Origin of the sequence: Streptomyces sp. NPDC059371 (genome assembly GCF_042751995.1) — a bacterium.
Classification (GTDB): Bacteria; Actinomycetota; Actinomycetes; order Streptomycetales; family Streptomycetaceae; genus Streptomyces.
In genome coordinates, this window is the sequence record NZ_JBHYXD010000121.1 from 11,625 (window position 1) to 25,949 (window position 14,325).

The following is a 14,325-nucleotide window of genomic DNA, read 5'->3' on the forward strand; positions in this document are numbered from 1 at the left end:
GGCGGGGGCGCGGCACCGCAAAGGGTGCCGGGCCCGCGTGAACTCCGCCGGGCGGAGCGGGTGTTCAGCCGGTGGTCGGCGGGTCAGCCGTAGGTGTAGAAGCCCGAACCGGACTTGCGGCCGAGCCGGCCCGCGTCGACCATGCGCTGGAGCAGCGGGGGAGCGGCGTACAGCGGCTCCTTGTACTCCTCGTACATCGAGTACGCGACCGAGGCCACCGTGTCGAGACCGATCAGGTCGGACAGCTTGAGCGGGCCCATCGGGTGGGCGCAGCCCATCTCCATGCCGTTGTCGATGTCCTCGCGGCTCGCGATCCCCGACTCGAACATCCGGATCGCGGACAGGAGGTACGGGATCAGCAGCGCGTTGACGACGAAGCCCGAGCGGTCCTGGGCGCGGATCGCGTGCTTGCCGAGCGCCTTCTCGGCGAAGAGCTGGGCGCGGCCGATGGTGCCCTCGGAGGTGGTCAGCGCCGGGATCAGCTCCACGAGCTGCTGCACCGGGGCCGGGTTGAAGAAGTGGATGCCGATGACCTGGTCGGGGCGCGAGGTCGCGACGGCCAGCTTCACCAGCGGGATCGAGGAGGTGTTGGAGGCCAGGATCGCGTCCGGCCTGGTCACCACCTGATCCAGCACCTGGAAGATCTCGGTCTTCACCTGCTCGTTCTCGACGACGGCCTCGATCACCAGGTCGCGGTCGGCGAACTCGCCGAGGTCCGTGGTGAAGCTCAGCCGGTCCTGGGTGGCCTTGAGCTCGTCCGCGGAGATCTTTCCGCGCTCGGCCGCCTTGGAGAGGGAGGAGAAGAGCCGGGTCCGGCCGATCTCCAGGGCTTCGCCGGTGGTCTCGGCGACCTTCACGTCCAGTCCGGCGCGGGCGCACACCTCGGCAATGCCCGCTCCCATCTGGCCGCAGCCCACCACTCCGACGCGTTCGATGTCGGTCACATCGTCCCCTTCGCTGATCCGCACTGCCTGGCAGGTCGTCCGTTGTTCGGTCCCTGCTCCGAACGTGCACGTTACTCCCAAGTATCGATGATCGATCGTCGGGGTGGTGCATGCTGTGTCTCGACACGTTCCGTGACCGGAGGGATCCGCGACGTAAGGGGTACGGATATGGGGCGACTGCCACGCCGGGCGTTCGCTGCGGCCGCGCTCGCGACACTGTCGGGGTTCGGCACGGCGGGGGACGCGGCGGCCGCCCAGGACGCGGCCGCACCGCGGAGGGCGACGGCCCCGGCCGCCATGCGGGGCATGTGGCTCGCGACCGCCTCGAACCGCGACTGGCCCTCCCGCACCGGCCTGAGCCCCGCACGCCAGCGCGCCGAGCTGCTCGGCCACCTGGACACGGCGGTACGCCTGCGTCTGAACACCGTGATCCTCCAGGTCCGTCCCGCCGCCGACGCGCTGTGGCCCTCGCCGTACGAGCCGTGGTCCCGTTACCTGACCGGCGTCCAGGGCGAGGATCCCGGCTGGGACCCGCTGGGCACCGCGGTGCGCGAGGCGCACGCGCGCGGTCTGGAACTGCACGCCTGGTTCAACCCGTACCGCGTCTCGGGACAGCCGGACCCCCGGCTGCTCGCGCCCTCGCACCCCGCGCGTCTCCACCCGGACTGGGCCGTGCGGTACGGGGGCAAGCTCTACTACAACCCCGGACTGCCCCAGGTCCGCACGTTCGTCCGGGCCGCGATGCTCGACGCGGTGCGCCGGTACCCCGTCGACGGCGTGCACTGGGACGACTACTTCTATCCGTACCCGGTGCGGGGCGAGCGCTTCGACGACGACGCGGCGTACGCCGGAGACGGGGCGGGCTTCCCGGACAGGGCGGCCTGGCGGCGCCACAACGTCGACCTGCTGGTGCGGGAGATGGCGGAGGGCATCAGGAAGGTCCGGCCCGGGGTGCGCTTCGGCATCAGCCCCTTCGGCGTCTGGCGGAACGCCTCGACCGACCCCCTCGGCTCGCCGACCCGGGCCGGCATCGAGACGTACGACGACCTGTACGCCGACACCAGGAAATGGGTCGCGCGGCGCTGGGTCGACTACATCTGCCCCCAGCTCTACTGGAACATCGGCTTCGCCGCCGCCGACTACGCGAAGCTGCTGCCCTGGTGGGCCGGGGTCACCCGCGGCACGGGCGTCCAGCTCTACGCGGGCGAGGCGCTGTACAAGGCGGGCGACCCGGGGCAGCCCGCGGCCTGGCAGGACCCGGCCGAACTCTCCCGCCATCTCACCCTCGCCCGCCGTCACGCCGAAGTGCGCGGGCATGTCTTCTTCTCGGCCTCGGAGGCGGGCGCCGACCGGATCGGCGCTATGGCACGGGTCGTCGCCGACCACTACCGGCAGCCGGCGAAACACCCGCGCTGAGCGTCCGCCGGCCTCCCGGCGCCCGTCCCGGGCGTCCTACCGCGGAGGCATCTCCCGGTGACGGATCTCGGAGTCGGGGCCCGGCGAGCACACCGCCTCGTGACCGTCCTCGAACCGCACGCGGTAGGGGGGAGAGCCTTCCGCTCCCATGACCTCGGTGATCTCCGCGACCTTGTCGTGCTGGCCGACGGTCCGGCCGTGCTGCACCAGCTTGTCGCCTTTGGTTGCGTGCATCTGAACGGTCTCCTCGCCTGTACGGGAGCAACGGTTCGTGGTGGCCTTGGGTCCAAGGCAACGGTTCGTGGCCTTGGGTCCAAGGCCCGGGGGGCGCGGCGCGGCCCGTGCGCGTGGGTCAGCCCCGTGCCCGCTGGGTCAGAGCGATGCAGACGAGGACGGCGGCCGCCGTCAGGGGTGCCGCCGGGGTGAGCCGCTCGCCCAGGAGCAGTACCGACCACACCAGTGTGAGCAGCGGCTGGGCGAGCTGCAACTGGCTGGCCTTGGGAATCCCGATCGACGCCATCCCCCGGTACCAGACGACCAGGCCGAGGAACTGCGAGCCGACCGCGACCCACAGCAGCCCGGTCACGCTGTGCGCCGTGAGGTGTACCGGTTCGTACGACAGCGCCACCAGCGCGCCCGGAACACTGAGCGGCAGGCACAGGATCAGGGCCCAGCCGATGACCTGCCAGCCCGGCATCACCCGGGCCAGCCGGCCGCCCTCGGTGTAGCCGGCCGCGCAGATCAGCAGGGCCCCGAAGAGATAGGCGTCCGCGCCGGTCAGGGCGCCGCCGCTCTGCTGCACGGTGAACGCGATCACAGCCGCCGCGCCCGCGCAGGCCGCCAGCCAGAACGTCCGTGACGGCCGCGCGCCGGTCCGCAGTGCCGAGAACAGCGCCGTCGTGAGCGGCAGCAGCCCGACGACGACGGCCGCGTGGGCGGTGGTCGACGTCCGCAGCGCGAGCGTCGTCAGGAGCGGGAAGCCGAGGACGACCCCGGCGGCGACGACGGCGAGGCCCGCCAGATGCCGCCGGTCGGGCCGGGGGACCCGCAGCGCGAGCAGACAGCCGCCCGCGACGACCGCCGCCAGGACGCAGCGCACGGTCACCAGCGACCAGGGGCCGAAGCCCTCCAGGCCCCAGGCGGTCGCGGGGAAGGTGAGGGAGAAGGCGATGACACCCAGGGCCGCCTGAACGGTGCCCGAGCGGCGGTCCGCCGGAGCGGGGCTCGCCGGGGTGGGGCTCCGGGGCGGGACGGAGGCCGGGGCCTCGACGTCGGTGCCGACCGCTATCCCGGTCCGCTCGATAGCGCTACTCTGTGCTCTCATGCAAGAGCGTAGCAGTGTGGGCGATCTGGCGGAACGGCTGCGACAGGAGCTGAACCGCTACTCGCCAGGTGGAAAGCTGCCGTCCAGCCGGGCACTCGTCGAGCGGTTCCGCGTGAGCCCGGTGACCGTGTCACGGGCACTGGCACAGCTCGCCGCCGAGGGGCTGGTGGTCACCCGGCCCGGTGCGGGCGCCTTCAAGGCCCGGCCCCGGCCCGCCCTCACCTCCACCGGGGACACCTCCTGGCAGGAGGTCGCGCTCAGCGCGGACACCTCGGCCGAGTCCGTCCCGCGCACCGTGGACGCCTCCGGCGTTCTCGTCTCGCTCGCCGCGCCGGCCCCCGGCGTCGTCGAGTTCAACGGCGGCTATCTGCACCCCTCGCTCCAGCCCGAGCGGGCGATGGGCGCGGCCCTGTCCCGGGCCGGCCGCCGCCCCGGGGCCTGGTCCCGGCCGCCCATGGAGGGACTGCCCGAACTGCGCGAGTGGTTCGCGCGCGGTATCGGCGGGGCGATCGGCGCCGCCGAGGTGCTGGTCGCGGCCGGCGGCCAGACCGCCCTGACGACAACCCTGCGCGCGCTCGCGCCGCCCGGCGCCCCGGTCCTGGTCGAGTCGCCCACGTATCCGGGCATGCTGGCCATCGCCCGCGCCGCCGGTCTTCGCCCCGTGCCGGTCCCGGTGGACCCCGACGGGGTGAAACCCGAGCTCCTGGCCGACGCCTTCAGGGCCACCGGCGCCCGGGTCTTCGTCTGCCAGCCGCTGTTCCAGAATCCGACCGGCGCCGTGCTCGCGCCCGAGCGGCGCGGCGAGGTGCTGCGCATCGCACGGGAGGCCGGGGCCTTCGTCGTCGAGGACGACTTCGTGCGCCGCCTGGTGCACGAGGACGCGGGCCCGCTGCCGCGTCCGCTGGCCGCCGAGGACCCGGACGGCGTCGTGGTGCACGTCGGCTCCCTCACCAAGGCGACCTCGCCGAGCTTCCGGGTCAGCGCCCTGGCGGCGCGCGGTCCGGTGCTGGAGCGGCTGCGCGCCATCCAGGTCGTCGACACCTTCTTCGTGCCGCGCCCGCTCCAGGAGGCCGCGCTCGAACTCGTCGGCTCACCGGCCTGGCCGCGTCATCTGCGCACAGTTTCGGCCGAGTTGAAGGACCGTCGGGACACCATGACCGCCGCTCTGCGGCTGCGTCTCCCCGAACTCGCCCTGCCCCACATCCCGTTCGGCGGCTACCACCTGTGGGCGCGACTGCCCGACGGCACCGACGAGTCCGCCTTCGTCGCCGCCGCCCTGCGCGCGGGGGTGGCCGTGACCCCCGGCCGCCCCTACTACAGCGCCGAACCCCCGGCCGCCCAGATCCGGTTGAGCTTCGCGGCGGTGGCGGGGACGGAGGAGATCACGGAGGGCGTACGACGACTGGCGGCGGCGTACGACGAGGTACGGACCTGAGCGGATGTGACCCGACGCCGCGCTTCGGGGAACCGCGGGGCCACGTCGGCGGGAGAACCGGATCCGGGGCGCCCGCACAGCGGACGCACAGACCACTGGCTGATGTTCTGTGCATATTCGGATACTCTGCGTGACACCCTTGACCTGCGGAGGCAGGCGCTCCACGATCTGCGCATGCATCTTCGGGTCACGTTCGTCGCCGCAGCGCGAAGCTCCGCGCTGCTGGCGGAGCGCTTCGAGGACGACCGGCCGCTGGACCAGGCGGGGTGGGAGGAAGCCCAGCGCGCCGCCGCCGGGCTGCTGCCGCTGGCGGCGGCCGAGCTGCGCTACTGCGCTCCGACACCCCGCAGCCGGGCCACCGGTGACGTCCTCGGCTACGCCCCGCTGGTCCAGCTCGCGCTGCGTGACTGCGACATGGGCCGATGGCGGGGCTTCACCCTGGGCGAGGCCATGGCCCGTGAGCCCGAGGCCGTGGACTCCTGGCTCTCCGATCCACGCTCCACCCCCCACGGCGGTGAGAGCCTGCTGACCTTCATCGCCCGGGTCGGTGCCTGGCTCGACACCCGGCCGGGGGAGGACGGCGGCAGCATCGTCGCGGTGGCCGAGCCGTCGGTGGTGCGGGCCGCGCTGGTCTACGCGCTGAAGGCGCCGCCCTCGACGTACTGGAACATCGATGTCCGGCCCCTGTCGGCGATCACCGTGACGGGCCGGGCGGGCCGCTGGAACCTGCGCGTCGACGGGGCGCCCGCTCAGGTCGGGCGCGTGTAGCCGGTGGTCAGCACCAGGTCCTTCGCGGGCCCCCGCACCCGCCAGACGGACCGCCAGTGGTTCTCGTCCCGCACGGTGAACTCGCCCCGGTAGAGGTCCGCCGCGCACGGATGGTCGGCGACGTACCGCCCGCCCGTCAGGTCCAGGTCGTGGAAGGGGCGGCCGTCGGAGAACCGTACGAGAGCGGTCCCGCGGGTGGGGCCCGGCAGGAACCGCAGCGTCCGCTCGGCGGGCCGCGGGACGCCCTGCCACACGAACGTGCCCGACTCCCGGTGCAGCAGCCCGCCGTCGTCCAGCGGCCCAAAGACTGTCGTGCCGGTGAAGCGGCCCTCGGCGTCGCTCGCGAGGTCCCGTACGGTGCGCTCGACCCGCCAGGTTCCGGCCAGGTACGTCAGCACGTCCCCGACCGGCCAGAACGCGCCCATATCAGGAACCGCGGCGGGGCTTGCCGCGCTTCGCGCCGCCCTTCGGGCCGCCGCTGCCGCTCCGGGGGTTCTTGGCCGTGGCCCTGCCGCCGCCCTTGCCGGGCGCGGGCTTGCGCCGGGCGCCGCCGCCCGCGTCCGACTTCCGGGGAGCGGCCTTCGCGGACTTCGCCGCGCCCTTCGGCTGTGCGGCGGGCGGGGTCTGGGAACGCCCTCGCGTGCTGTTGACCGTGCGTCCGCGCACGATGCCGATGAAGTCCTCCACCAGTTCGGTCGTCAGCTCCTCGGGCCAGGCCAGCGCGATCCGCGACTCGGGGGCGTCGGTGACCGTCCGGTAGGTGAGGTCCTTGCGGTGGTGGAGCCGGGCGAGGGACTGCGGCACGATCACGACCCCGATGCCCGCCGCGACGAGTTCCACGGCGTCCACGGTTTCGGCGGGCCGCTCCAGCGCGGGCCTGCCCGGCAGCCGCTCCCAGTCCAGCGGGTCGTCCTCGGGGTGCAGCACGATGTCGTCGGCGAGGTCCTCGCCGCTGACCTGCTCGACCGCCGCCACGATGTGGTCCTTGGGGACCACGACGACCGTCGTCTCGGTGTAGAGGGGGATCGCGCTGAGATCGGCTCCGTCGACCGGCAGCCGGACGAAGCCCGCGTCGGCGTCGCCGCGCCGCAGGACGTCGTACACCTCGGTGGCGGACACCGGGACGAGGACCAGGGAAACGTCGGGCCGGCGCTCGTTCCAGATCCGCACCCACTTCGAGGGCGTCACCCCCGGAACGTAGGCGAGCCTGAAGGAGGGGGGTGCTTCGGAGCCGGTCACCCCGTCAGATTACCCGGCGTGGCCATCGGCGCCGTACCGGCGACGGCCACGCCGGTACGGCGCGGGCGATGGTCGGCGGGGGCCCGAGCGCTCGATACCCTTGACCCCATGAGTTCGCACCAGACCACCCAGTCCATGAAGCCCGCCACCGCGGCGAAGAAGCTGGGTGTGTACCTCGAGGCCACCCCCGCCGAGTTCCAGGAGGGTGCCGTCTCCCGTGCCGAGCTGAACGCGCTGCAGACCGACCCGCCCGCGTGGCTCCAGGAACTGCGCCGCACCGGCCCGCACCCGCGGCCCGTCGTCGCCGCCAAGCTCGGCGTCTCCATCGCGGGACTCGCCCGCGGCGGCGTCAGCGAGGCCCTCACCACCGAGCAGATCGAGGTGCTGAAGACGGAGGACCCCGAGTGGCTGCGGCGTGAGCGCGCCACCCAGGCGGAGGTCCGCAAGGAGTCGGCGCGCATCAAGCAGAAGAACGCGGACCGGGACGCCGGCTCCTGACCGAAGGCGCCCCGCCGGTGCCGCCACCGGCGGCACCCGGGGCGCCCCACGGGGAGGTCAGCCGCCGGTTCCCGGGGTGCCGTGCCCGTCGGAGCCGGGCGTTCCGGAGCCGCCCGCACCGGGCGGGGAACTCTGGCCGCCCGAGTTGCCGAACGCCTTGACCAGCAGATAGATCACCGCGCCCGGCGGGATCAGGAAGATGACGACGGGGAACTGGAACGTACCCGTCGTCTGATGGGCGACGTACCACCCGTAACAGGTGAGGAATATCCCGCCCAGAGCGGCCCAGGCACGGTTCTTGACCGAGTTGCCGGGCACGAAGGCCGCTCCGATCAGGATGATCCCTGACAGGACGGCGAAGATCTCGTACGCGCTCCAGTGAGCGGACGACGACGATGACACGGGCGGTCCTCCAGAGGTTCTCGGGACGGGTCTGTCGTACGGCACGGGTCAGGTGTGCCTGAGCGAGGTCACGCTCGTGACGGTCAAGGGGGTGGGGAGCGCGCCCGAGCCGAGGGTGACGGCGAGTTGCTCGGCCGACTCCCGGGTGAAGCTCCCGTAGATGTCGGCGGTGCCGCCGTCGAGCCGCTGACTTACGGACGGGGCGGAGATCACGGCGCCGTCCAGGACGATGGCCATCTGGTTCTGCGGCGAGGTGTTCAGGGCCAGGCTCCCCGTCATGTCGGAGAACTGCCGGGCACCGACGGAGTCGAAGTCCAGCCGTACGATCCAGCCCGCGACCTGCTTGTCGCGCACGGCCACCGCCGAGGTCACGTGGACCCCCTCCACGGCCGTCGGACCCAGGACGAACTTGGCGCGCGACGCGGATCCGCCGCCGGTGGTGCCGCAGGCGACGACAGCGTCACCCGCGGGGGCATCCCGCCGCGTCGCGATCCTCTCCTGTGCCGAGCAGCCGAGCGCCGCGTAGCGCGCCTGGAGCGCCGCGTCCGGCACGCTCCCCTCGGCCGGAGCCGGCGCGGCGCTCGCGCTCGCCGACCCGGCGGCGCGGGGAAGCAGGCCGTCGGTGACGGCACGACCTCGCGCGGGGTCGCCACTGGCCGAGGGCGTCGGTGTCGGTGTCGGCGTCGTTCCGACCGTCTCCTCGGCCAGGACGGGGCGGAATCCGAGGTGCCCGGACATGCCCAGTTGGGTCAACTGCTTCACGTCGGCGGCACGACCGGTGACGGTGACCCCGTTGCCCTGTGTGTCGACCCGCACGTCCTTGAGCCCCAGCGCGTCGGCACGTGACCGCATGCGGTCCGCGGTCCGGCGCAGGTGCTCGGCTCCGAGCGGCGACGTCCCGGCGAAGGTCACCACCGTCCGCCGGGAATCCCCCGCGGCGGAGGCAGGGGCCCCCGGCGAACGGTCGGCGGCGTCGGATCCGGATCCGGACACGGAACAGCCCGCGAGCACCGCCGCGACGGCACAGACGAGGAGAGCCCTGTGCGGGGCCCGGGGGAGAGACATGCGGGGGATGGTTCCAACCGGCGGACCCCCGCCGAAGGTGATGTCACCTTTTGACCGGAGTTCACCCAGAGGGTGCGCGCTATTACTCCAGATTCGATCGTGTGATGCGCGAGTGGGGAGTGCGACGGTGACGGGTATACGTCTTCGGTGACCGTCGTCCGCGCCGGTCGCACGGACCCGGGTGTCGTCGCCCCTTCACGTCGGGCGATGCTCCCGGCCGCCCATTGCGGAGGATTGCATAAACGTGCAGCGAAACGTATAGTCATGCCATCCAAGAGGAGGGTTCCATGGCGATGCGCGCGGCGGTGGCGGGAGCGAGTGGATACGCGGGCGGGGAACTGCTGCGTCTGCTGCTGGCACACCCCGAGATCGAGATCGGCACCCTGACCGGCAACTCCAACGCGGGCCGGCGGCTCGGCGGCATCCAGCCCCATCTGCTGCCGCTCGCGGACCACGTCCTCACCGAGACCACCGCCGAGGCGCTGCGCGGCCACGACGTCGTGTTCCTCGCGCTGCCCCACGGGCAGTCCGCCGAGGTCGCCGAACAGCTCGGCGCCGAGGTCCTCGTGGTCGACATGGGCGCCGACTTCCGGTTGAAGGACCCGGCCGACTGGGTGCGGTTCTACGGCTCCCCCCACGCCGGGACCTGGCCCTACGGCCTCCCCGAACTGCCGGGTGCCCGCGCCGCGCTGGAGGGGTCCAAGCGCATCGCGGTACCCGGTTGCTACCCGACGGCCGTCTCGCTCGCCCTGTTCCCCGCCTACGCGGCCGGGCTGGCGGAGACCGAGGCCGTGATCGTCGCCGCCTCCGGCACCTCGGGTGCAGGCAAGGCGCCCAAGGCGCACCTGCTCGGCAGCGAGGTCATGGGGTCGATGAGCCCCTACGGCGTCGGCGGCGTCCACCGGCACACCCCGGAGATGATCCAGAACCTCTCCGCCGTTGCCGGGGAACCCGTCACCGTCTCCTTCACCCCCACCCTCGCGCCCATGCCCCGCGGCATCCTCGCCACCTGCAACGCCAAGGCGAGGCACGGCGTCACCGCCGAGTCCGTCCGGGCCGCCTACGAGAAGGCCTTCGCCGACGAACCCTTCGTCCACCTGCTCCCCGAGGGACAGTGGCCCGCCACGGCGTCCGTCTACGGTTCCAACGCCGTTCAGGTCCAGGTCGCGTACGACGCCGCCGCACACCGCATCATCGCGATCAGCGCCATCGACAACCTGACCAAGGGCACCGCCGGCGGTGCCGTCCAGAGCATGAACCTCGCCCTCGGCCTTCCCGAGGAGCTGGGGCTTTCCACGATCGGAGTCGCACCGTGAGTGTCACGGCAGCACAGGGATTCACCGCCGCCGGCGTCGCCGCAGGGATCAAGGGGAACGGCAACCCGGACCTGGCCCTCGTGGTCAACACCGGGCCCCGCCGCGCCGCCGCGGGAGTCTTCACCTCCAACCGTGTGAAGGCCGCGCCGGTCCTGTGGTCGGAACAGGTGCTCAAGAGCGGCCGCCTGGACGCGGTCGTCCTCAACTCGGGCGGCGCCAACGCCTGTACGGGACCCAAGGGCTTCCAGGACACCCACGCCACCGCCGAGAAGGTCGCCGAGACGCTCGGTGACATCGGCGCGGGCGGTGTCGCCGTGTGCTCGACCGGCCTCATCGGCGTACTGCTCCCGATGGACAAGCTCCTCCCGGGCATCGACCTGGCCGTCGCCCAACTCGGCCCGCACGGCGGCGAGAAGGCCGCCATCGCCATCAAGACGACCGACACCGTGCACAAGACCTCGGTCGTGACCGGGAAGGGCTGGACGGTGGGCGGCATGGCCAAGGGCGCCGGCATGCTCGCGCCGGGCCTGGCCACCATGCTGGTCGTGCTCACCACCGACGCGGACGTGGACAGCGCGGACCTGGACCGGGCGCTGCGCGCGGCCACCCGTACCACCTTCGACCGCGTCGACTCCGACGGCTGCATGTCCACCAACGACACCGTGCTGCTGCTCGCCTCCGGAGCCAGCGAAGTCACCCCGGACCACGCGGAGTTCGCCGAGGCGGTCCGAGCGGTCTGCGACGACCTGGGCCAGCAGCTCATCCGGGACGCCGAGGGCGCGAGCAAGGACATCAAGGTCGAGGTGATCAACGCCGCGACCGAGGACGACGCCGTCGAGGTGGGCCGCTCCATCGCCCGCAACAACCTCCTCAAGTGCGCCATCCACGGCGAGGACCCCAACTGGGGCCGGGTGCTGTCCGCCATCGGCACCACCCGGGCCGCCTTCGAACCCGACCGGCTCGACGTCGCCATCAACGGTGTGTGGGTCTGCAAGAACGGCGGGGTCGGCGAGGACCGCGACAAGGTCGACATGCGCTACCGCGAGGTCCACATCGTCGCGGACCTCGCCGCGGGCGACGCGACCGCCACGATCTGGACCAACGACCTCACCGCCGACTACGTCCACGAGAACAGCGCGTACTCCTCATGAGCAATGTGACCCGCAAGCACACCGCTCTGCCCAAGGCGCAGATCCTCATCGAGGCGCTGCCCTGGCTGACCCGGCACCGCGGCAAGACCGTCGTCGTCAAGTTCGGCGGCAACGCCATGATCGACGCCGAGCTGAAGGCCGCCTTCGCCCAGGACATCGTCTTCCTGCACCACGCGGGCCTCAAGCCGGTCGTCGTGCACGGCGGCGGCCCGCAGATCAGCTCCGCACTCGACCGGCACGGCATCGTCAGCGAGTTCAAGGCGGGCCTGCGCGTCACCACCGAGGAGGCGATGGACGTCGTCCGCATGGTGCTGGCCGGACAGGTCCAGCGCGAACTGGTCGGACTCCTCAACGAGCACGGACCGCTCGCCGTCGGCCTCACCGGCGAGGACGCTCACACCATCACCGCCACCAAGCACCGGCCCAGGATCGACGGGGAGTTGGTCGACATCGGGCGGGTGGGCGAGATCACCGCGATCGACACGGGCGCGATCGAGGCCCTGCTCGCCGACGGCCGCATCCCGGTCGTCTCCTCGATCGCCAGGAGCCAGGACGACGGACATGTCTACAACGTCAATGCTGATACGGCGGCTGCGGCACTCGCTGCCGCGCTGGACGCCGAGACCCTCATGGTCCTCACGGACGTCGAGGGCCTCTACGAGGACTGGCCCGACAGCGACGAGGTGATCAGCCGCCTCACCGCCACCCAGCTCGAAAAGCTCCTTCCCGAGCTGGCCAGCGGCATGGTGCCGAAGATGGAGGGGTGTCTGCACGCCGTACGCAACGGCGTCACCACCGCCCGTGTCATCGACGGCCGGGTCCAGCACTCGATCCTGCTGGAGATCTTCACCGACGAAGGCATCGGCACGATGGTCGTGCCGGACGACGAGGATGCGGGGGACGCCGAATGACCGGCAGTGCGACGAACGCGGAGCTCACCGAGCGGTGGCGGGACGCGCTCATGGACAACTACGGCACCCCCCGACTGCCGCTCGTACGCGGTGCCGGAACCAGGCTGTGGGACGCCGACGGCAACGAGTACCTCGACTTCGTCGGCGGCATCGCGGTCAACGCCCTCGGACACGACCACCCCGCGATCGTCGAGGCCGTGAGCCGGCAGATCCGCTCGCTCGGCCACGTCTCCAACCTCTTCGTCGCCGAACCGCCCGTCGCCCTCGCCGAACGGCTTCTCCAGCTCTTCGGCCGCGAGGGCCGGGTGTACTTCTGCAACTCGGGCGCCGAGGCCAACGAGGGCGCGTTCAAGATCGGCCGGCTGACCGGCCGGACGCACATGGTCGCCACCACCGGCGGCTTCCACGGCCGGACCATGGGCGCCCTCGCGCTCACCGGCCAGAGCGCCAAGCGGACGCCCTTCCTGCCGCTGCCCGGCGACGTCACGCACGTCCCGTACGGTGACGCGCAGGCCCTCGCCGAGGCGGTCACCGAGAACACCGCGCTGGTGATCATCGAGCCGATCCAGGGCGAGAACGGCGTGGTCGTACCGCCCCCCGGCTACCTGAAGGCGGCCCGCGCCATCACCGCGGCCCATGGCGCGCTGCTCGTCCTGGACGAGGTGCAGACCGGAATCGGCCGCACCGGCCACTGGTTCGAGTACCAGGCCCACGAAGGCGTCCTGCCCGACATCGTCACGCTCGCCAAGGGCCTCGGCGGCGGACTGCCGCTCGGTGCCACCGTCGCCTTCGGCCGTGCCGCCGGGCTGCTGGAGCCGGGCCACCACGGCACGACGTTCGGCGGCAACCCGGTCGTCTGCGCCGCCGGGCTCGCCGTGCTCGACACCATCGAGTCCGAGGGGCTCCTGGAGAACGTGAAGCGCGCCGGCGAGAAACTGCGGGACGGGATCGAGGGGCTCGGCGACGGTTCCGGCCATCCGCTGATCGACCATGTCCGGGGTGCCGGGCTGCTCCTGGGTATCGTGCTCACCGAGCCGCTCGCGCCCCAGGTGCAGCAGGCGGCTCAGGACGCCGGTCTCCTGGTCAACGCGCCCGCCCCCGATGTCGTACGGCTGATGCCGCCGCTGAACCTCGGCGACGACGAGGTGGACGCGTTCCTCCGGGCTCTTCCCGGCATCCTCGACGCAGCCAACGGGGACGGATGATCCCGGGAATGGGACGACGACGATGAGTCAGGCGCAGGACCACGAGCACGCAGGGCCTGCCGTGCCGCAGACCCGCACCGCACGCCACCGCCGGATCGTGGACATCCTCAACCGGCAACCGGTGCGCTCGCAGAGCCAGTTGGCGAAGCTTCTCGCCGACGACGGGCTGAACGTCACCCAGGCGACGCTCTCCCGGGACCTCGACGAGCTGAACGCGGTGAAGATCCGCAACAACGACGGCGACCTCATCTACGCGGTGCCGAGCGAGGGCGGTTTCCGCACCCCGCGCGCACCGCTGGGGGAGTCGGCGAAGGAGGAGCGGATGCGCCGGCTCTCCTCGGAGCTGCTGATCTCCGCGGAGGCCTCGGCGAACCTCGTGGTCCTGCGCACCCCGCCGGGCGCCGCGCAGTTCCTCGCGTCGGCGATCGACCAGGCGGAGCTGCACGACGTCCTGGGCACGATCGCGGGGGACGACACCCTGATGCTGATCAGCCGCGATCCGACGGGCGGGCAGGCGCTGGCCGACCATCTGCTGCGGCTGGCACAGAACAATCACTGACATGTACGACGGTGGGGGGGGGGGCGCCCCCCCGCGGGGGGGCGCCACCCCGCACCGCGCACCCCGGGGGGGGGGGGGGGCGCGCGCCCCCG

16 protein-coding genes are annotated in these 14,325 nt (G+C 72.3%); 9 read left to right on the forward strand and 7 right to left on the reverse strand.

All coding sequences use genetic code 11. The features are described from left to right. Positions 1 to 83 precede the first annotated feature (83 nt). Positions 84 to 944 carry a 3-hydroxybutyryl-CoA dehydrogenase gene (locus ACFXGX_RS38430; RefSeq protein ID WP_384801520.1) on the reverse strand — a complete coding sequence of 287 codons (861 nt, stop codon included), beginning with the start codon at positions 942 to 944 and terminating at the stop codon, positions 84 to 86. A 168-nt stretch (positions 945 to 1,112) separates the two neighbouring features. Here ACFXGX_RS38430 and ACFXGX_RS38435 point away from each other — a divergent pair, with 168 nt between their 5' ends. Further along, complete coding sequence (locus ACFXGX_RS38435) at positions 1,113 to 2,360, forward strand: glycoside hydrolase family 10 protein (protein WP_384801523.1); 1,248 nt, start codon at positions 1,113 to 1,115, stop codon at positions 2,358 to 2,360. Positions 2,361 to 2,396: 36 nt separating this feature from the next. On the opposite strand, the gene ACFXGX_RS38440 is transcribed toward ACFXGX_RS38435, so the two are convergent. Together ACFXGX_RS38440 and ACFXGX_RS38445 are read right to left on the reverse strand one after the other, a co-directional pair. Then, positions 2,397 to 2,594 carry a DUF1918 domain-containing protein gene (locus tag ACFXGX_RS38440; RefSeq protein WP_339128264.1) on the reverse strand — a complete coding sequence of 66 codons (198 nt, stop codon included), beginning with the start codon at positions 2,592 to 2,594 and terminating at the stop codon, positions 2,397 to 2,399. A 118-nt stretch (positions 2,595 to 2,712) separates the two neighbouring features. Then, positions 2,713 to 3,684, reverse strand: a complete 972-nt coding sequence (locus ACFXGX_RS38445; protein ID WP_384801526.1) for a DMT family transporter — start codon at positions 3,682 to 3,684, stop codon at positions 2,713 to 2,715. Between ACFXGX_RS38445 and ACFXGX_RS38450 the strand changes: the two genes are divergently transcribed. Together ACFXGX_RS38450 and ACFXGX_RS38455 are read left to right on the forward strand one after the other, a co-directional pair. Continuing rightward, positions 3,683 to 5,119 (forward strand): PLP-dependent aminotransferase family protein, encoded by a 1,437-nt coding sequence (locus tag ACFXGX_RS38450; protein WP_384801528.1) that lies wholly within the window; start codon positions 3,683 to 3,685, stop codon positions 5,117 to 5,119. The two genes, ACFXGX_RS38445 and ACFXGX_RS38450, sit on opposite strands and share 2 nt — an antisense overlap. Positions 5,120 to 5,293: 174 nt before the next feature. Beyond that, the gene (locus ACFXGX_RS38455) at positions 5,294 to 5,887 is read left to right on the forward strand and encodes a histidine phosphatase family protein (protein WP_355774079.1); all 594 of its coding nucleotides are present in this window, start codon (positions 5,294 to 5,296) and stop codon (positions 5,885 to 5,887) included. Here the strand turns inward: ACFXGX_RS38455 and ACFXGX_RS38460 are convergent. Further along, complete coding sequence (locus tag ACFXGX_RS38460; RefSeq protein ID WP_384801531.1) at positions 5,869 to 6,312, reverse strand: DUF6314 family protein; 444 nt, start codon at positions 6,310 to 6,312, stop codon at positions 5,869 to 5,871. The two genes, ACFXGX_RS38455 and ACFXGX_RS38460, sit on opposite strands and share 19 nt — an antisense overlap. 1 nt (position 6,313) lies before the next feature. After that, positions 6,314 to 7,126, reverse strand: a complete 813-nt coding sequence (locus tag ACFXGX_RS38465; protein WP_384801534.1) for a LysR family substrate-binding domain-containing protein — start codon at positions 7,124 to 7,126, stop codon at positions 6,314 to 6,316. Positions 7,127 to 7,234: 108 nt separating this feature from the next. On the opposite strand from ACFXGX_RS38465, the gene ACFXGX_RS38470 reads away from it, so the two are divergent. Beyond that, positions 7,235 to 7,624, forward strand: coding sequence for a DUF5997 family protein (locus tag ACFXGX_RS38470; protein WP_384801537.1), 390 nt, complete (start codon positions 7,235 to 7,237; stop codon positions 7,622 to 7,624). A gap of 57 nt (positions 7,625 to 7,681) precedes the next feature. Here ACFXGX_RS38470 and ACFXGX_RS38475 read toward each other — a convergent pair whose 3' ends face one another. Continuing rightward, positions 7,682 to 8,026, reverse strand: coding sequence for a hypothetical protein (locus ACFXGX_RS38475; protein WP_384801540.1), 345 nt, complete (start codon positions 8,024 to 8,026; stop codon positions 7,682 to 7,684). A 48-nt stretch (positions 8,027 to 8,074) separates the two neighbouring features. Beyond that, complete coding sequence (locus tag ACFXGX_RS38480) at positions 8,075 to 9,091, reverse strand: hypothetical protein (RefSeq protein WP_384801543.1); 1,017 nt, start codon at positions 9,089 to 9,091, stop codon at positions 8,075 to 8,077. 287 nt (positions 9,092 to 9,378) lie between these two features. On the opposite strand from ACFXGX_RS38480, the gene argC reads away from it, so the two are divergent. From argC to ACFXGX_RS38505, 5 genes are read left to right on the forward strand one after another with little or no spacing between them, the layout of a single operon-like run. Beyond that, positions 9,379 to 10,407: an N-acetyl-gamma-glutamyl-phosphate reductase gene (gene argC, locus ACFXGX_RS38485; protein ID WP_384801546.1), complete on the forward strand. Its 1,029-nt coding sequence runs from the start codon at positions 9,379 to 9,381 to the stop codon at positions 10,405 to 10,407. Further along, entirely contained in the window at positions 10,404 to 11,558 is a 1,155-nt protein-coding gene (argJ, locus tag ACFXGX_RS38490; RefSeq protein WP_384801549.1) for a bifunctional glutamate N-acetyltransferase/amino-acid acetyltransferase ArgJ, read from the forward strand. The genes argC and argJ overlap by 4 nt, the downstream gene beginning before the upstream one ends. Beyond that, a complete protein-coding gene (argB, locus tag ACFXGX_RS38495; protein WP_384801552.1) occupies positions 11,555 to 12,469 on the forward strand; it encodes an acetylglutamate kinase in 915 nt (304 codons plus the stop codon). Before argJ ends, argB begins: the two co-directional genes overlap by 4 nt. Then, entirely contained in the window at positions 12,466 to 13,674 is a 1,209-nt protein-coding gene (locus ACFXGX_RS38500) for an acetylornithine transaminase (RefSeq protein WP_384801555.1), read from the forward strand. Before argB ends, ACFXGX_RS38500 begins: the two co-directional genes overlap by 4 nt. 22 nt (positions 13,675 to 13,696) lie before the next feature. After that, the gene (locus tag ACFXGX_RS38505) at positions 13,697 to 14,233 is read left to right on the forward strand and encodes an arginine repressor (protein WP_384801558.1); all 537 of its coding nucleotides are present in this window, start codon (positions 13,697 to 13,699) and stop codon (positions 14,231 to 14,233) included. Positions 14,234 to 14,325: the final 92 nt, after the last annotated feature.